This window comes from Nocardia sp. NPDC051833, assembly GCF_040681225.1.
Classification (GTDB): domain Bacteria; phylum Actinomycetota; class Actinomycetes; order Mycobacteriales; family Mycobacteriaceae; genus Nocardia.
In genome coordinates, this window is sequence record NZ_JBFAYK010000003.1 from 530,703 (window position 1) to 547,800 (window position 17,098).

A 17,098-nucleotide genomic window follows, 5' to 3' on the forward strand; every position below is an offset into this window, starting at 1 on the left:
GGTTGGTCGTGTCTCAGCCCCGCGCGGCAGCGCAGCCGCAGCATCCCGTCGACGACAACGCCGAACGCAGGCATCGCTACCTCACCGGCGCCGGGGCGATCCTCGGTGGACCCGCCAATGTCGTGATGCAGCTGAGCCTGCTTCCGGTCGGGCGTGGCGTGGTGGAGAGCACGGTCGAATCCGGGAGCTACGCGCGGAATCCGGGCAAGCGCGCCAAGACGACCCTGACCTATCTCGCGGTGGCGATGCTCGGCACCGAGGAGGATCGGGCGGTGTTCCGGGAGGCGGTCGGTACCTCCCATCGGCAGGTGCGCAACCGGCCCGGCGGGCCGGTGAGGTACAACGCCTTCGACCCGCGGCTGCAGCTGTGGGTGGCCGCGTGCATCTACCGCGGTACTCGCGACAGTCTCGAGCTGCTGTTCGGCGCACTGGACGAGACCTTCGCCGACGAGCTGTACCAGGACTCGGCGCGGTTCGGTACGACGCTGCAGATGCCCGCGGAGCTGTGGCCCGCCGACCGGGTGGCGTTCGACCGCTACTGGGACTCGATGCTCGACGAGCTCGCCCTCGATGCCGAGGTGCGCGGGTACCTGCTCGAGCACGTCGTCGACCTCGGTCCGCAGCCCTGGCCCATTCGCATCGCGGGCCGCCGGATCAATCGGTTCTTCGTCACGGGGTATCTCCCGCAGCGGTTCCGGGACAGCCTGGGATTGGCGTGGAGTCCGCGTCGGCAGCGCGCGTTCGAGCTGGTCATGCGTGGTTTCGGGCGCGTGCTCACGGTGCTGCCGCAGGGTGCGCGGCACCAGCCCTTCCCGCGCCTGCTCGTCGATATGCGCAAGCGCGACGCGGCGGGGAAATCGCTCGTCTAGCGGGGTGGCAATGTAGGTGTAACGCGAAGTAGCGCCAACCCTTGTATGGTACTGCCGGTACCACTAAACTGGAGGCAGCACCTACTGAGGAGACATCGATGACGCTGTCCACCGCCGCCGCGCGTCCGGGGGAACCCGGATACCACGAGATCCTGCGCAGTCTGTCCGAGGGATCTGTGACCAAGCACTTCGACCCCTATGTCGATATCGACTGGGAGTCACCGGAGTTCGCCGTGCACTCCGACGATCCGCGCTGGATCATGCCCGACGAGGACCCGCTGGGCCGCCATCCCTGGTACAAGGCCCAGCCCGTCGACAAGCAGATCGCGATGGGGATGTGGCGCCAGGCCGGGATCGCCAAGGTCGGCCTGGATTTCGAGCAGCTGCTGATCCGCGGGCTGATGCAGTATCTGATCTCGGTGCCCAACGGTGACCCGGAGTTCCGCTACGTCACCCACGAGGCGGCCGAAGAATGCAACCACACGATGATGTTCCAGGAGATGATCAACCGCATCGGCTACCGCGATGTGGTCGGCATGGGCACCATCGACCGCAAGCTGACCATGATCATCTGGCCCGCGGTGAAGTACTTCCCCGAGCTGTTCTTCACGATGATCCTGGGTGGCGAAGAACCGATCGACCACCTGCAGAAGTCGCTGCTGCGCGGTGGCGTGGACATGCACCCGATGGTCCATCGGGTCATGCAGATCCATGTGGCGGAAGAAGCGCGGCACATCTCGTTCGCGCACGAGTACCTGCGCAAGAACGTGCCGTCGATGCATCCGATCACGAAAACCGTACTGTCGGTGGCCTTCCCGATCGCCATGCGGGTGATGCTGTCGATGATCGCGACGCCGCCGAAGCAGTTCGTCGACAAGTTCGGCATTCCGGACGAGGTGATGCGCGAGGCGTACTGGGGCAGCCCCGAGTCGCAGGCCACCAAGCGCGACGTCTTCGGTGACGTGCGCGCGCTGGCGGTCGGCACCGGCCTGATGAACCCGGTCGCCAGGCTCACCTGGCGCCTGCTCGGGATCGATGGCGCCGCGTCGCGCTATCGCAGCGAGCCCGCCCGCAGAGCCGCCTGACCACGATGATCCGCCCCGACGGGCCGGTCGCCGCGACCGGCCCGTCGTCCGCACCTTCCCCTGGAGTACACCGTTGACTGCCGACCCCACCCGATCGCGCGCCGAGACCTGGACGGCTCCCGCCTGGGCCGTCCTGCCCGACGCCGACCCGTTCTATCAGCCGCGGGCCGGATTCGAGCAGCTCGCGGAGGGCACGATCCTGCGGTCGCGGCCGATCGAGCTCGCCGCCTTCGGACTGATCCCGCTGAAGGTGTCGGCGTGGCAGTTGCTGTACCGCACCACCGACCTGAACGGGCGGCCCGAGGCCGCGGTGACGACGGTGATCGCCCCGGCGGGCGGTGCCGGACCGGCGACGCCGCTGCTGTCGTTCCAGTGCGCGATCGACGCGGTGTCCTCGCGCGGCTTCCCGTCCTACGCCTTGCAGCGCGGTTCCCGCGCGATCGGCACGTTCGCCCACGTCGAGCTGCTGTGCTTCGCCGACGCGCTGAGCCGGGGCTGGGCCGTGTCCATCCCCGATCACGAAGGCATGCTCGGTGCCTGGGGCGCGCCGCGCGAGCCCGGCTACCGCGCGCTCGACGGCGTTCGGGCCGCGCTGTCCTTCGCACCGCTCGGCCTGGACCCGCGGGCCCAGGTGGGGCTGTGGGGATACTCCGGCGGTGGCCTGGCGACGTCGTGGGCCGCCGAGATGGCGCCCACCTACGCGCCGGAACTCGACATCGTCGGCGCGGTCCTGGGCTCGCCGGTGGGTGATCTGCTCTCGACCTTCCACCGGCTCAACGGCAGCCTGCACGCGGGCCTGCCGACGCTGGTCGTCGCCGCGCTGCGCCGGGTGTATCCGGCGTTCGACGCCGTCCTCGGCGAGCATGTCAGCGAGGCCGGTCACGCCGTGCTCGAGCGCGCGGCCCGCTCGACCACCGGCGCGTCGGTGCTGCGCCTGGCGCGCTACGACGTCGACCGGCACACGACCATGCCGATCGCCGAACTGCTCGCGCTCGAGGACCTGGTGGCGGTGTTCGCCGATGCCGAACTGGGGACCAGGGCGCCCGCGGTACCGCTGCTGGTCGTGCAGGCGGTGCACGACCAGATCATCGCGACCGCCGATATCGACGCGCTGGTGGACCGCTATCGCGCCCACGGCGCGCACGTCACCTACCTGCGCGACCGGCTCAGCGAGCACATCACCCTGCTGGCGTTGTCGACACCGCTGAGCCTGAACTGGCTCGCCGACCGGTTCGCCGGCGCGCCCGCCACACCGTCGCGGACCCGCACGGTGTGGAGCGTGCTCGGACTGCCCGCGGGCCGCCACGGCCTGGCGGGGTTCGTCCGGGCCGCCGCGCAGGTGCTGTTCGGCAGGCCGCTGACCGGCGCGGCGAGCGGGCCAGCCCGCGGCGCGCGGCCGGGCGCGGACCGCCACGCGGCGTGACGATTCGATCGGGGACGACTGCCGTCCGGCAGGAAAAGGTGAAGTGAGGGTTCTGTGGTGCAGGGGATCGTGGCGGACGCGCGGCGCGCGGTGCGCAATGTGTGGTCGGTGTCGTTCGGCGGTGGGCTCGAGCAGGCGCGGCCCGCGCCGTCGACCACGGTGTACGAGGGACAGCACCGGCAGCTGAAGCGCTACGACCGGACCACCCCGGCGACCGGCAACCCCGTGCTGCTGGTGCCGCCGCTGGCGGTGACGCCCGCCTGCTTCGACCTGCGTCCGGGCCAGAGCCTGGTGCGCTTCCTGCTCGACCAGGGCAGGCAGCCGTACGTCGTCGACTACGGCCGATTCGGTTACGCCGACCGCGATCTCGGGCTCGAGGACTGGACCCACGACATCCTGCCCGAGGCGATCCTGCGGGTCGCGCACGAGCACGACGGCCCGGTCGACGTCGTCGGCTGGTCGCTGGGCGGGGCGATGGCCCTGCTCACCGCGGCCGCCCACCCCGACCTGCCGATCGCCTCGATCACCGGTCTGGCCACCCCGATCGACCAGGCCCGCACGCCGATGCTGCAACCCTTGCGCTGGGCGGGCCGGGTCACCGGCGGGCGCGAGATGGCCGTGGCCACCCGCCTGATGGGCGGTATTCCGCAGGAGTTCGTCCAGCTCGGCTTCCGACTCCAGGCCTTCGATCGCGAACTCGCCCGGCCGATGTTCCTGCTGCGCAACGCCCTCGACACCGAGGCGCTGGCGCGGATGGAGGCCACCGACCGGTTCATGTCCAGCATGCCCGGCTACCCGGGGCGGTCGTACTGGCAGATCTATCGCAGTCTCGTGCTGCGCAACGAACTGGCGAGCGGGTCGATCCGGCTGCGCTCGGACCTGGTCGTCGAGCTGGCCAAGGTCACCTGCCGAGTCCTGCTGGTCGGCAGCCGCGCCGACCTCGTTGTACCCGCGCGCGCCGTGCGGCGCGGACTCGAGATCCTCCCGAACGCCGCCGAGACCCGCTTCGTCGACGTCCCCGGCGGCCACCTCGGCCTGCTCGCCGGTCCGGCCGCCGCCGAGACCACCTGGCCCGCGATCGAGGAATTCCTCCGCGGCTGACCGGTCCACCCACCCGACAGGGCCCGGTGACGTGGCGTCACCGGGCCCTGTCGCATCGGCTCGTCAGCCGGCGACCGGCGCCGAACCGTGCAGCTTGCGCAGTTCGTGCTTGACCACCTTGCCGCCGGCATTGCGCGGCAGCGTGTCCACTACGACGAGGTCCTTCGGGTGCTTGTAGCGGGCCAGATGGGCGTTGAGGTGCGCTTCGAGCTCGGCGAGGGTGATCGCGTCGGCGTCCTCGACGGCGACGATCGCCACCGGCACCTCGCCCCACTTGTCGTCGGCCCGGCCGATCACCGCGGCCTCGCGGATGCGGGGATGACTGAAGAGCACGTTCTCGACCTCGGCGCAGTAGATGTTCTCACCGCCGGAGATGATCATGTCCTTCTTGCGGTCGACGACGTAGACGAACCCCTCCTCGTCCCGGCGGACCAGATCCCCGGAGTGGAACCAGCCGCCCGCGAACGCGTCGGCGGTGGCGCGCGGGTTGTTCCAGTACTCGCGCATCAACGTCGGTCCGCGATAGACGATTTCGCCGATCTCGCCGGGTGCGACATCGTTCATCTCGTCGTCCACGATCCGGGTGGCGATGGTCGGGATCGGCTTGCCGACCGATCCGAGCTTGCGGATCGCGTCCTCGCCGTCGAGCACACAGGTGATCGGCGACATCTCGGTCTGGCCGAAGACCGCCACATTGAGCGCGTCCGGGAAGGTCTCGGCCATGGCGCGCAGCACCGTGTCCGAGGCCGGCGCGGCGCCCCAGCTGATCACCCGCAGGCGCAGATCACGCTGCGGCACCGAGGGATCGGCGCAGACGATCTGCCACTGCGCCGGAACCAGGAACACCGAGGTGGCCCGCTCGCGCTCCCACGCGTCGAGGACCTCGGTCGCGTCGAAGGCCTTGAGCGGATGGATCACCGTCAGCGAGCCGAGCACGAAACAGGAAGCGATCGAACCCAATCCGGCGATGTGGAACAGCGGTGAGGCGCAGAAGGCGATGTCGTCGGGGCCGTAGCGCATGGCCCGGATACAGGTCAGCGCCTGCGCGTTCATATTGAGGTGGGTCAGCACCGCGCCCTTGGGGTTGCCGGTGGTGCCGGAGGTGTACATGATCAGCGCGGCGGTGTCCTCGGGCACGTCGATCGGCTCGTGCGGGTCACCTTCCTCGGCGAGCAGGTCGTCGTAGCCGAGCATACCCTCGCAGGTGCCGACGCCGACCACGATGCGGGTGTCCAGGCTGCCGGTCTGGGCGGCGACCGCGGTGACCAGCGGGGCGAACATCGCCTCGGTGATGATCGTCGTGGCGCCGCTGTCGGTGACCAGGTAGGCGATCTCGGGCGGGGTGAGCCGGAAGTTCACCGGGACCGCGATGGCGCCGAGCGTATTGATGGCGAACACCGATTCGATGTACTCGGTGTTGTTGAGCATCAGGATCAGCACCCGGTCGCCGGCGCCGACACCGCGCCGGGACAGCGCGTCGGCCAGCTTCTGCACCCGCTCGTGCAGTTCGCGCCAGGTGGTGGTCTCGCCGAGGTAGCGCAGCGCGGGCGCGTCCGGGATGGCGGTGGCGTGCATCGCGATCTGGTTCATCCAGTGATTGCGTCGCGAGCGCATCGGTTCTGCGGCAGTGGACATCGTCGTCTCCTCGAGAGAGCTAGGCAGGGTCGGCGATCGGGCGGGGAGCGCCGGCGAAATTCGGGGCGCGACGGGTCAGCATCGCGGTCATCCCCTCCAGGAAGTCGGCGGAGGTGAGCAGTTCGGACTGGCCGTCCTTCTCCCGCGCGAGCGCCCCGTCGAGCTCGGACAGGGTGGCGGCGTTGATCGCGGCCTTGGTCAGCTCGAGCGCCCGCCGGGGGCCCGTCGCGAGCTTCGCGGCGACGGTGTCGACGTGCTCGGTGAGGTCGGCAGCGGGCACGGTACCGGTGATCAGACCGGCCGCGGCGGCCTCGCCCGCGGGCAGACGGGCGCCGAGCAGCGCCATCTCCGCGGCCCGCGCCCGTCCCATCGCCGCCGCGACCATGGCGGTCGCGCCACCGTCGGGCATCAGGCCGATGGAGGTGAACGGCAGCAGCAGATAGGTGTCGTCGGCGGCGTAGATGAGATCGGCGGCCAGCGCGATCGAGGCGCCCACCCCGGCGGCGGGCCCGTTGACCTGCGCGATCACCGGCAGGGGCGAGTCGACGATCGCGCGGATCACGCCGTTGGCGGTGTCCATGACCAGCTCCGGCGACACCTCGTTGCCGCCCGCGGCGGCGGCCGCGGCGAGATCGGCGCCGGTGCAGAACGCCTTGCCCGCGCCGGTCAGCACGATCACCCGGGTGGTCGGCTCGGCGGCGGCCGCCGTGATCGCCTCGGCCAGTTCGGCCATGGTCGCGAAGTCGATCGCGTTCATCCTGGCCTGGCGATCGATCGTGATGCGCAGGACGCCGTGTTCGGTGTCGATGTGCAGGCTCTCGCTCATCGGGCGACCGCCTCGACGATGCTCCCCGACAGCCGGCCCGCGATGAGATCCTCGGCCTCACGCACGATGCGCGCGACCAGATCGCCGCAGGTGGGGATGTCGTGGATCAGCCCCTGACACTGGCCGACGCTCCAGATGCCCGCGTCCACATCGCCCTCCTCGTAGACCTTGCGGCCCCGCGCGCCCGCGACGAGATCGCGCACGTCGGCGAAGGTGCCGCCGCCGCGCTCGATCTCGACGACCTGGCGGCTGACGGCGTTGTCGGCGACCCGGGCGGTGTTGTTCATGGTCCGGAAGATCAGCTTGGTGTCGAGCTCGGTATTGGCGACGATCTGCTCCTTGACCGCGTGCGCGATCGGCGACTCGACGGTGCACAGGAACCGGGTGCCCATATTGACGCCGTCGGCGCCCAGCGCCATCGCGGCGACCAGGCCGCGCGCGTCGGCGATGCCGCCGGAGGCGATCATCGGGATCTCGAGTTCGCGCGCGGCGGCGGGGATCAGCACCAGGCCCGGGGTGTCGTTCTCGCCGGGGTGACCGGCGCATTCGAAGCCGTCGATGCTCACGCCGTCGACGCCGACCTGCTGCGCCTTGAGCGCGTGCTTGACGCTGGTGCACTTGTGCAGCACCTTGATCCCGGCGTCCTTGAGGAAGGGCAGGTGGGTGGCCGGGTTGCCGCCCGCGATCTCCACGATGGGCACACCGCCGTCGATGATCGCCTGCCGGTACTCCTCGTACGGCGGCGGCGTGATCGACGGCAGGATCGTCAGATTCACCCCGAACGGCTTGTCGGTGAGGTCCCTGGTGCGGGCGATCTCCTCGCGCAGCGCCTGCGGCGTCGGCTGGGTCAGCCCGGTGACGATGCCGAGGCCGCCCGCGTTGGACACGGCCGCGGCGAGCTCGGCTCGGCCGACCCACATCATGCCGCCCTGCACGATCGGGTGCTCGACACCGAAAGCCTCGGTGAATCGGGTGCGCAACATCGCGCCCTCCCTCCGGATTCGACGTTCCCGCCGGCCGCAGTCCGCTGGGAATGCTTTGCAACCGACGAGAACCATGATTAACTTAACGAGAATTGTGATTAACTTAACGGCGGTCGGCGCGACCTGTCAACAGTCCGCGCCGCCCCGTTGGATCCCAGGAGCGTCCCGCTCGGCCGTCCGGCCGCGGGATGATCACCGAGTTGGCCGAAGGATGGTCGAGGATGACCGAAACCCCCACTACCGCACCTATTTCTGCGACAATGATCGCCACCGCGAACCCGGCGACGGGCGAGTCGGTCGGCAGCTGGCCGGTCGACGACGCCGCCGCGGTCGCCGCGGCGGTCGAGCGTGCCCGCGTGGCGGCGCAGACCTGGCGTGAACTCGGGTTCACGGAGCGGAAGCGGGCCTTACAACGATGGGCCGCCCACCTCGTCGTCAATGTCGACGAGTTCGTGGCGCTGATCAGCGCCGAGAACGGCAAGACCGCCGACGACGCCTACCTCGAGGTGGTCACCGCCGTCGAGCACCTGAACTGGGCCGCGGTGAACGCCCGCAAGATCCTGGGGCCGAAGAAGGTGTGGCCCGGAATGATGATGGCCAACCACGAGGCCGTGATCGAGCAGCGCCCGCACGGCGTGGTCGGCGTGATCGGGCCGTGGAACTACCCGGTGTACACGCCGAACGGTTCGATCGCCTACGCGCTGGCCGCGGGCAACACCGTCGTCTTCAAGCCCAGTGAGCTGACCACCGGCGTCGGCCACTGGTACGCCGACGCCTTCGCTGCGGCGAATCCCGCACTGCCCGAGGGCATTCTGAGCGTGGTGAGCGGTCCGGGGGAGACCGGCCGGGCGCTGGTCGAGTCCGGCGTCGACATGATCGCGTTCACCGGGTCGACCGCGACGGGCAAGCGGATCATGGCCGCGGCCGCCGCGCGGCTGACCCCGGTCGTGCTGGAATGCGGTGGCAAGGATGCCGCGATCGTGGCCGAGGACGCCGACATCGCGGCCGCCGCCGACGCGATCGCCTGGTCGGCGATGGCCAACTCCGGGCAGACCTGCGTGGGCACCGAGCGCTGCTACGTCGTCGCCTCCGTGCTCGACGAGTTCCTGGCCGAGCTGACCAAGCGGGTCACCGACCTGCGGCCGGGTTCCGGCACCGACGCCTCCTACGGTCCGATGACGCTGCCGAGCCAGGTCGACGTGATCACCAAGCATGTCGAGGACGCGCTGGCCAAGGGCGGCACCGCCGTGGTGGGCGGGCCCGCATCGATCGAGGCGCCATTCGTCGGGCCGATCGTGCTGCTCGATGTGCCGGAGGACTCGATCGCGGTCCGCGAGGAGACCTTCGGGCCCACGCTCACCGTGCGCTCGGTGCGCAATGTCGAGGAGGCGATCGAGCTGGCCAACGCCTCCGAGTACGGGCTGGCCTCCTCGGTGTTCTCGCGCAAGCGCGGCATGGCGATCGCCCGGCAGCTGCGGGCCGGCGCGACCTCGGTGAACAGCCCGGCCGCCTACGCGGCGATCCCGGCGCTGCCCTTCGGTGGTGTCGGCGAGTCCGGGATCGGCCGCATCCACGGCGCCGCCGGCCTGCTCGGGTTCACCCGGCCGCACTCGATCGCGCGGCAGCGCTTCGTGATTCCCGGCATGGCGTTGCTCTCGTTCGCCCGCACCGAGTCGACGCTGTCGACGGTGCGCAAGCTCACCGCTCGCCGCTTCGGACGAGCCAAGTAGACCCATCCATCGATCGGTACGGAAAGAAGAGGGACAGTATGGGCGTCGAATTCAGCCCGGAACAGAAGGATTTCGCCGCGGCCGTGGCCGCGTTCGCCAAGCGTGAGGCGGGGACGCGGGAACAGCGCGACGCGCTGACCGAGCACGACAGGGAACAGCACAACCCCGGCGTGTACGCGAAGATGGCCGAGCTCGGCTGGCTGGGGCTGACGGTGCCCGAGGAGTACGGCGGCTCGGACGCCTCGATGGTCGACATGTGCATCCTGCTCGAGGAGTCGCTGCGCGGCATGCTGCCGATCGGCGCGATCGGCCCGACGCTGATCACCGGTGGCGCCTACGCCAAGTTCGGCACCGAGGCGCAGAAGGACAACGTGCTGCGCGGCATCGTGCGCGGTGCGTCGCAGTCGATCTCGATGTCGGAGCCCGAGGCGGGCTCGGATGTGGGCAACCTGTCGACCAAGGCGGTCAAGACCGCCGACGGCTGGCTGATCAACGGCCAGAAGACCTGGTGTTCCAACGCGCACATCTCCGAGAACATCCTGCTCGTCGCGCGGACCTCCAAGGAGGGCGGCAAGCACGAGGGCATGACGATGTTCCACGTGCCCGCCGATACGCCCGGTCTGCAGATCTCGCCGATCGAGCTGATGGGCAATCAGAAGGAGACCAACGACCTGTACTTCACCGACTGCGTGCTCCCCGAGGACGCGGTGGTCGGTGAGGAGGGCAACGGCTGGCGTCAGCTGATGACCGGGCTGAACTTCGAGCGGCTCATCCTGGCCGCCATGAGCCTGGGCGCCGCCGAGCGCGCGTTCGAGGACACGATCGCCTTCGTCACCCAGCGCAAGCAGTTCGGCCGTCCGGTCGGCTCGTTCCAGTCGCTGCGGCACCGCCTCGCCGATCTCGCCACCGAGATCGAGTGCACCAAGCTGCTGATCTACAGCGTGGCCAAGGAGGCCGACGCCAACCCGACCAAGGTGCTGGCCAGGGAGGCGTCGATGGCGAAGCTGAAGGCCACCGAGGTCAGCAAGCGGGTGGCGCTGGAAGGCATGCAGATGATGGGCGGCTACGGCTACGCCCGCGAGTTCGACATGGAGAAGCACGTCCGCGGCGCGCTCGTGTCGACCATTTTCGGTGGTACCAGCGAGATCCAGCGCGACATCATCGGTCGCACCCTGGGTCTGTAGCGGTCCACCGACCCCTCGCCGCCGCACCCTCTCCCGGCGGCGGCGAGGGGTCAGGCGTGGCCGAACAGCGTGGTGCGGTGCAGCGTGGTGACGCGGTCGCGTGGCGCGATGCCGTCGTCGCCGAAGGCCCGGCCGAGGTCGACGACCAGCGCGAACCCGGCATGGACGAGGATGCGGGCCTCGGCGTCGGAGAGCTCGGGGCGGACCTGGACCAGGAGCTTGGTCCACTCGGCGATGACCAGCTGCTGGATGTGGTGCAGCGTCACCCGGTCCTCGGCCGCGACATTGCCGAATTCGGCGTAGTAGACGTAGGTCAGCGCCCGCTCGGCGAACGAGCCGTCGACATACAGGTCGATCAGGCCCGACAGCGCGTCGGCGGGGGTGGCCGACGCGGTCACCATCGGGCCGATCGCGCCCGAGACGATATCGGCCGCGCGGCGGAACGCGGCGGCGAGCAGGTCGCTCTTGCTGCGGTAGTAGCGGTACACCGCCGAGGCGGTGGCCAGCTCGGCGGCGGTGGCGATGTCCTCCACGCTGACGTTCTGGTAGCCGCGCTCGTGGAACAGCTCGACCGACTTCGTCAGCAGCACTTCGTGCATGAACGGCGATCCCGGCTCCGGCTCCGGCGGGGCGGGCGTCGGCTCCGGTGCGGGCAGCTCGACGTCGATCAGGGCCCGGCAGGTCGCGGCGAGCAGGGGTGTGAGCAGCCTTGTCGGCAGCGTCGCGTGGTGATCACCGATGCTGCTGACCACGCTGAACACCGCGACCGAGCGGACCGCGACATCGTCGCGGGCGAATTCGGGGTGCAGCTCGCGGACGATGGCGCCGAGCAGGCGCACGGCCTCGGCGAACTTGTCGTCGAGGGCCTGGCGGTCCTCGTCGTCGAGATAGCGGCGTTCCCAGCGGACCAGCGCCGTGGTGGACCGGTTGCCGATGGTCTTGGCGATGATGGCGTCGATGACGTGATCGAGGCGCTCCCGCGGGGTCCACGTCGCGGCGTCCTCGGGCAGGGTCACCGCCTGCACGGTCACCTCGGCGAGCCGGAACAGCTCCTCGCGGAAGAGGGCGTACTTGCTGCGATAGTGCCGGTACAGCGCCGCCGAGCTGATGCCGAGCCGACCGGCGATGTCCTCCATGCTCACACCGTGATACCCGTGCGCGCCGAACGCGGTGGCCGCTTCCGCCGCGATCTGGGCGCGCCGGTTCTTCGGCCGCCGCCGCACCACCCGCTCCGGCGCAGCCGTCTGCGTACCGGGCTCGGGCGGCTTCGTCTCGGCCCGCTGCTCGGTATGGTCGGTGACGCTCATGAATCGATCGTACGGAGCCGTGCGGGTCGTCCCGACCAGTGGTCGCACCCGGCGTGGCTATCCGGTGGTGGCGCGGGTGGTGTCGCGGGAGAACTGGATGGCCAGGGCGCCGAGGATCACCACCAGGGTGAGGACGACGAGCCACGCGGGGAGCCAGTACGCGGCGGCCGCGGCGACGCACAGCACCGCCGCGCCGACGACCCGGGGAATCCAGCCGCTGCCGGTCTCGCGGCGGAAGTAGAAGGCCTGCGACAGCAGGTAGACGGCCGGGCCGAGCAGAATGAGGACGCCTGCGACGTGCGCGGCCGGCTCGTGGGCGTGGGCCAGCAGGGTTTCGGCACCCGCGGCGAAGAGGACCAGGCCCGCGACCACGCCGTAGATCGCGCTCAGGCCGATGTGGACGGCGGCGATCGGGTCGGCGCTGCCGGTGAGATGGTCGACCACCTGTTGTTCGGCGCGGGCGAAATACATCTGCCACAGGCAGACCAGGGCGAGGAAGCAGCCGAAGGCGAGCGTCAGGATGAGGGCGTCGTCGTGGTGGTCGGCGATGACGCGGCCGAGCGTCAGCACCGTCTCGCCGAGCATGATGATCAGGAACAGCCGCATGCGTTCGACGATGTGTTCGGCATCGAACGACAGTGCGGTGCTGCGCATCCGGTGCCCGGGGAGCGGATGCGCCAGCCATGTGCCGACCAGGTCGATCGCGGCACCCACCGCCCAGAACGCCAGCCGGGCGTCCGGTGCCATCGCGGCGCCGATGAGCCAGAACGGCGTCGACACCGCGAACCAGATCAGCACCCGGCCGAAATGCGCGCGGAGCGGCGCGTTCGGCGCGGTCAGCGTCGCGTAGGCCGAGGGCCCGATGAGCGCGGCCAGCATGGGGATCACGAACAGCCACGGACTGTCGTCGAACGCGTGCGCGATACCCGCGTTCGCGAACAACCCGAGCGCCATCACGACCACCGTGACCGCTTTGGTGCCGCGCCGCTCGATGTCGAGCATCGCGACTTCGAAGGTCGTGAAGGTCCAGATACCGACCACCGCGATGAGCGCCACCAGGGTCTCGGCCGCGCCGCGCCAGGTCAGGTGCGCCACGAGATGGTGGGTGAGCTGGCCCAGCGCGAGCACGAACACCAGGTCGAAGAACAGTTCCAGCGGGGAGACGGCACGGGCGTCTGGCGTGCGCTGCGCAGTCATCGGCGTTCTCCTCCGGTTCGGCATCCGCGACGGTGATGCTAACGCCGACGGCCCGCCCGCGGGGTGACCGGTGCGGGCGGGCCGGACGCGTCGGGTGCCCCGAGGCCTAGCCGGTCACCGCCGGGTCGGCCACCGTGCGTGCCGATACGGTGGCGTCGGCGCGCGGCAGGGTGAAGGTCGCGAGCACGGACAGGATCGCGATGACGAAGCAGGCCAGCGTGTACCAGAGATTGCCGATCGGATCGCCGTTGGCGGTCTCGCCGTTCACCGCGTCGAAGAAATCGGGCAGCGCGGCGAGCCAGAGTCCGGCGAACACCACCAGGTACACGACGGCGTAGCGCTGGACGAACGGATTCGTGTAGCGCGGTTCCGCCGTCTCGCCCCGGCGCAGGTCCCGCCACCGGCGGACCAGCACGACCGCCGCCACCACCGACAGCGTGATCAGCTCCAGCGCGTAGACCACGCCGCGCACCGTCGTACTGCCCGCGCCCAGCACCGTCGCCGGCAGCGGCAGCAGGAAGGTGCCGACCGAGGCCAGCAGGCCGATCACGACGGTGCGCCAGACCAATTCGACGCCGGAGAAGTCGCGGCCCTGGTCGACCTGACGCCCGACGAAGTACTGCACGCAGAACGCCAGCGACATCGGCCACAGCGCCGCGAACACCACGACGCTGCCCACCGGGACCGAGTCGAACATCGGCTGGTTGAGCGGATTGTCGATCGACCACTCCCACCACCGCAGCTGCGGCCCGAGATGGTCGAAGATCTCGTAGAACGCGTGGTGCACGAAACCCACGCAGGTCGCGCCGACGAGGACGCCGTAGCGGCGGAAGACGCCGAGCATCCGGACGATCCCGAAGGCCAGCGTGGCCATCAGCGGATAGATCGCGACGATGTAGATCGGCAGCCTGCCCCACAGGAAGTCGACGGTGAACACGTTGTGCGCGAACATCGTGTCGACGTGGTCCTCGATGCCGAACGCGGCCGGGAAGTACAGCGGCGGCTCGATGACGAACAGGTAGGCGGTCGCGCCGAACCACAGCACCAGATCGGTGGGGTCGCCGTGGCGGCGCAGGCGCACGATCGCGTAGACGAGCGCGAGCACCGCGCCGACCACGATCGTGAGTTCGAGAACGGGCAGCGTCCAGTTCTCCAGGGCGAACGGATTGCGGAACTCGACGAGCCCGCCTGCCTCCGCGCAGGAGAACCCGAGCTGGGTGGCGAGATCGGCGAAGGTGGGGGAGCAGTGCTCGGCCATCGGGGTGCTCCTAGGAACTCACGGAATCGGCGGTGTACCAGCGGGTCACGTCGTAGCCCTCGTCGTAGCGGCGGAACCACTCGTCCGCGAGCGCGGGCAGGTTCTCGTGCGCGGGATTGTGCCGGGGCATCTGGCTGCGGATGATGCCGCCCAGGGCGACGAGCTGTTCGCCCAGGCCCAGATCGTCGAACGCGCGCGGCATGGTGCCGTTGTCGGCGGGCCGCAGCCCGGGCAGCACCCGGCGCAGGGTCTGTCCGCGCCGGTAGTTGGCGAACATCGACAGCGCGTCGACCTGCCGATCCGCCAGCGGCACATGCTCGTTGAAGCCCGCGCAGGCCACCCGGATCACCTGCAGCACGTGCCGGAAGATCGAGGGCGCCACCCGCATCCGGTACAGCTCGCTGTTCACCACCGAGTTGAAGATGATCAGCGCCGAACTGCGGTGCTCGACCTCCTCGACGAAATGCCAGATGAACAGCGAGGCCACCCGGTCGTCGCCGGGGGCGAACAGGCTCGCGTCGTTGTCGAGCATCAGCTTGAACACCGGGGTGAAGGTGGCCTCGAGATCGGCGGTGTAGGCGAGGCGGTACTTGACCGGGGTGCTCGCGGTGAGCTTGTCGAACTCGGCGATCACCGCGTCGAGGGTCTGCTGCAGGCCGGGGTAGCGGCGGATCAGCGCCTTCACGTGCTGGCGGTGCGCGGTCGAATGCTGACCCTCCTGCCGCATGAACGCGTCGGCCTCTTCGGCCACCTCGGGGTCGGTGATCTGCGGCTTCGCCTGCGTGATCAGCTGCACGATCATCTTCTCGAAGCCGATCGCCAGGAACGACACGGCATTGGCCATGGAGGAGAAGGCCGGGTTCTGCGGGTTCCACAGGAACGGCACATCGTAGTCGGCGAAGGCGAAGTCCATTTTGCGGACGTGGAGATCGGTCACGGTGGAGTACCTCGTTGTTCTCGGGCGTGCGCGAGCCGCTCGGCTGGAGTGACGTAATCATACGAATGTATATCCGAGTGTATGATCACTTTCGCGGAATTCGCGCTGACCTGGGGTTGTGCTAGCGTCCACCCGGTGGCGCGCAGACGTGGATGGGGTGGCAGTCCACCGGCGGACGACGCGGAAGCGTCGCGCCGGATCATCGCCGCCGCAGTGGATCTCATCGGCCGGACCGGGGCGGAGATCAGCATCGCCGACGTGGCGGAATCGCTCGGCGTCATCCGTCAGACCGTCTACCGGTATTTCCCCAGCGCCGACGCGCTGATGACGGCGGCGGCCATCGCCTCGGTCGACGGCTTCCTCGACCGGCTGACCGCGCACGTCACCGGCCTCGGCGACCCGGCCGACGCGATGATCGAGGCCGTCGTCTACACCCTCACCGAGGTCCGCCGGACCCCGCACCTGGGCATCCTGCTCTCGGGCTCGTACTCGAGCCAGCACGCCGACCGCATGACCTCCGACGAGGCGCAGGCCTTCGGCATGACGATGATCCGGCGCTTCGATGTCGACTGGGCCGCACACGGATACGACGACGCGGCCCTGCGCGACCTCGTCGAATACGCGCTGCGCACCATGCAGTCGTTCTTCCTCTCGCCGGGCGATCCACCGCGGACCGACGACGAACTCCGGCGCTACCTGCGCCGGTGGATGGGGATCGCGATCAGCGCCCAGACAGCGGCGACGCCGGGTCGATGAGATCGGCCAGGGCGGTGTCGATATCGGGCCCGGTGAGCGGGTGCCGGACGCTGCGCAGGACCAGTCGGCGCGGTCGCGGGCAGTCCGGCGGTCCGGAATCGGCATCGGTGGGCACGATGCGCGCCGAGGCACCGAGGCGGTCGCGCACCCGGGTCAGCAGGTCGTAGCGGCTCACCGCCTCCGGGCCCGCGAGGTGGACCACGCCGGTCTCGTCGAGCAGTTGCTCGAGCAGGGGCGCCAGGCTGGGCAGATACAGCGGGGTGCCCACGATGTCGGTGCGCGCCTCGACCGCGGGCGCGGCGAAGCGGGCGAGGAACTTGTTCGAGCGGGGGCTGCGCCCGTAGACGAGCGGGAGCCGGACGACGAGGTGCCCGGCGCGGGCCAGCACCCGGTGTTCGGCGGCGGCCTTGGTGCAGCCGTAGACGTTGATCGGGGTGCGCAGCGCGGTTTCGTCGTAGGTGTCGCGGGTGCCGTCGAAGACGTTGTCGGTCGACAGGTAGACGAGCTTGGCGCCCGCGTCCTCGACCGCGTCGAGCAGGGCGGCCATCGGCGCCACGTTGATCGCGAAGGCGGCGTCCGGATCACGTTGGGCGGCGGCCAGATCCACGATGCCCGCGGTGTGGATCACCACGTCGACGTAGTCCGCGACGAGCGCGCGGACCGCGTCGGCGTCGGCGAGATCGAGTGGGACCAGCCCGGATCCGCCGCGGCGGCTGGTCCCGACGACCTCGTGGCGCGCGCCGAATTGCGCGAACAGTGCGCCGCCGACGAAGCCCGAGGCGCCGAGAACCAGGATCCGCATCGTGG

The 17,098-nt window shown here is 69.9% G+C and carries 15 protein-coding genes; 7 read left to right on the plus strand and 8 right to left on the minus strand.

Annotation, left to right across the window (positions count from 1 at the left end):
- Positions 1–8: 8 nt before the first annotated feature.
- The 4 genes from AB0L91_RS27065 (at position 9) to AB0L91_RS27080 (ending at position 4,478) form a co-directional block, all read left to right on the plus strand.
- Positions 9–869 carry an oxygenase MpaB family protein gene (locus AB0L91_RS27065; RefSeq protein ID WP_365014798.1) on the plus strand — a complete coding sequence of 287 codons (861 nt, stop codon included), beginning with the start codon at positions 9–11 and terminating at the stop codon, positions 867–869.
- 98 nt (positions 870–967) lie between these two features.
- Positions 968–1,954 (plus strand): diiron oxygenase, encoded by a 987-nt coding sequence (locus AB0L91_RS27070; protein ID WP_357349937.1) that lies wholly within the window; start codon positions 968–970, stop codon positions 1,952–1,954.
- Between the two features lie 73 nt (positions 1,955–2,027).
- Positions 2,028–3,377 carry a lipase family protein gene (locus tag AB0L91_RS27075; RefSeq protein ID WP_365014801.1) on the plus strand — a complete coding sequence of 450 codons (1,350 nt, stop codon included), beginning with the start codon at positions 2,028–2,030 and terminating at the stop codon, positions 3,375–3,377.
- Between the two features lie 54 nt (positions 3,378–3,431).
- Positions 3,432–4,478, plus strand: a complete 1,047-nt coding sequence (locus AB0L91_RS27080; protein ID WP_365014804.1) for an alpha/beta fold hydrolase — start codon at positions 3,432–3,434, stop codon at positions 4,476–4,478.
- A gap of 63 nt (positions 4,479–4,541) precedes the next feature.
- Here the strand turns inward: AB0L91_RS27080 and fadD5 are convergent, their stop codons facing one another.
- From fadD5 to AB0L91_RS27095, 3 genes are read right to left on the minus strand one after another with little or no spacing between them, the layout of a single operon-like run.
- Entirely contained in the window at positions 4,542–6,113 is a 1,572-nt protein-coding gene (gene fadD5, locus AB0L91_RS27085) for a fatty-acid--CoA ligase FadD5 (RefSeq protein ID WP_365014806.1), read from the minus strand.
- 19 nt (positions 6,114–6,132) lie between these two features.
- Positions 6,133–6,939, minus strand: a complete 807-nt coding sequence (locus AB0L91_RS27090) for an enoyl-CoA hydratase-related protein (RefSeq protein ID WP_365014809.1) — start codon at positions 6,937–6,939, stop codon at positions 6,133–6,135.
- Entirely contained in the window at positions 6,936–7,922 is a 987-nt protein-coding gene (locus tag AB0L91_RS27095) for a nitronate monooxygenase family protein (RefSeq protein ID WP_355281868.1), read from the minus strand. The genes AB0L91_RS27090 and AB0L91_RS27095 overlap by 4 nt, the downstream gene beginning before the upstream one ends.
- Before the next feature lie 221 nt (positions 7,923–8,143).
- Here AB0L91_RS27095 and AB0L91_RS27100 point away from each other — a divergent pair, with 221 nt between their 5' ends.
- On the plus strand, positions 8,144–9,652 hold the full coding sequence (locus AB0L91_RS27100) for an aldehyde dehydrogenase family protein (RefSeq protein WP_365014812.1): 1,509 nt from the start codon (positions 8,144–8,146) through the stop codon (positions 9,650–9,652).
- A 38-nt stretch (positions 9,653–9,690) separates the two neighbouring features.
- Positions 9,691–10,836 (plus strand): acyl-CoA dehydrogenase family protein, encoded by a 1,146-nt coding sequence (locus AB0L91_RS27105; protein WP_355281872.1) that lies wholly within the window; start codon positions 9,691–9,693, stop codon positions 10,834–10,836.
- 50 nt (positions 10,837–10,886) lie between these two features.
- On the opposite strand, the gene AB0L91_RS27110 is transcribed toward AB0L91_RS27105, so the two are convergent.
- The 4 genes from AB0L91_RS27110 to AB0L91_RS27125 form a co-directional block, all read right to left on the minus strand.
- On the minus strand, positions 10,887–12,143 hold the full coding sequence (locus AB0L91_RS27110) for a TetR/AcrR family transcriptional regulator (protein WP_365014815.1): 1,257 nt from the start codon (positions 12,141–12,143) through the stop codon (positions 10,887–10,889).
- A gap of 57 nt (positions 12,144–12,200) precedes the next feature.
- Entirely contained in the window at positions 12,201–13,340 is a 1,140-nt protein-coding gene (locus tag AB0L91_RS27115; protein WP_365014817.1) for a low temperature requirement protein A, read from the minus strand.
- 106 nt (positions 13,341–13,446) lie between these two features.
- Complete coding sequence (locus AB0L91_RS27120; RefSeq protein ID WP_365014820.1) at positions 13,447–14,598, minus strand: hypothetical protein; 1,152 nt, start codon at positions 14,596–14,598, stop codon at positions 13,447–13,449.
- A 10-nt stretch (positions 14,599–14,608) separates the two neighbouring features.
- Complete coding sequence (locus AB0L91_RS27125; protein WP_365014822.1) at positions 14,609–15,535, minus strand: metal-dependent hydrolase; 927 nt, start codon at positions 15,533–15,535, stop codon at positions 14,609–14,611.
- 135 nt (positions 15,536–15,670) lie between these two features.
- Between AB0L91_RS27125 and AB0L91_RS27130 the strand changes: the two genes are divergently transcribed.
- Positions 15,671–16,291 (plus strand): TetR/AcrR family transcriptional regulator, encoded by a 621-nt coding sequence (locus tag AB0L91_RS27130; protein WP_355281886.1) that lies wholly within the window; start codon positions 15,671–15,673, stop codon positions 16,289–16,291.
- Here the strand turns inward: AB0L91_RS27130 and AB0L91_RS27135 are convergent.
- The gene (locus AB0L91_RS27135; protein WP_365014826.1) at positions 16,257–17,093 is read right to left on the minus strand and encodes an SDR family oxidoreductase; all 837 of its coding nucleotides are present in this window, start codon (positions 17,091–17,093) and stop codon (positions 16,257–16,259) included. The two genes, AB0L91_RS27130 and AB0L91_RS27135, sit on opposite strands and share 35 nt — an antisense overlap.
- Positions 17,094–17,098: the final 5 nt, after the last annotated feature.

Coding starts and splice junctions, on each gene's coding strand:
- AB0L91_RS27070 (WP_357349937.1), top strand. CDS start 968: ATGACGCTGTCCACCGCCGCCGCGCGTCCGGGGGAACCCGGATACCAC.
- fadD5 (WP_365014806.1), bottom strand. CDS start 6,113: ATGTCCACTGCCGCAGAACCGATGCGCTCGCGACGCAATCACTGGATG.
- AB0L91_RS27090 (WP_365014809.1), bottom strand. CDS start 6,939: ATGAGCGAGAGCCTGCACATCGACACCGAACACGGCGTCCTGCGCATC.
- AB0L91_RS27095 (WP_355281868.1), bottom strand. CDS start 7,922: ATGTTGCGCACCCGATTCACCGAGGCTTTCGGTGTCGAGCACCCGATC.
- AB0L91_RS27100 (WP_365014812.1), top strand. CDS start 8,144: ATGACCGAAACCCCCACTACCGCACCTATTTCTGCGACAATGATCGCC.
- AB0L91_RS27105 (WP_355281872.1), top strand. CDS start 9,691: ATGGGCGTCGAATTCAGCCCGGAACAGAAGGATTTCGCCGCGGCCGTG.
- AB0L91_RS27110 (WP_365014815.1), bottom strand. CDS start 12,143: ATGAGCGTCACCGACCATACCGAGCAGCGGGCCGAGACGAAGCCGCCC.
- AB0L91_RS27115 (WP_365014817.1), bottom strand. CDS start 13,340: ATGACTGCGCAGCGCACGCCAGACGCCCGTGCCGTCTCCCCGCTGGAA.
- AB0L91_RS27120 (WP_365014820.1), bottom strand. CDS start 14,598: ATGGCCGAGCACTGCTCCCCCACCTTCGCCGATCTCGCCACCCAGCTC.
- AB0L91_RS27135 (WP_365014826.1), bottom strand. CDS start 17,093: ATGCGGATCCTGGTTCTCGGCGCCTCGGGCTTCGTCGGCGGCGCACTG.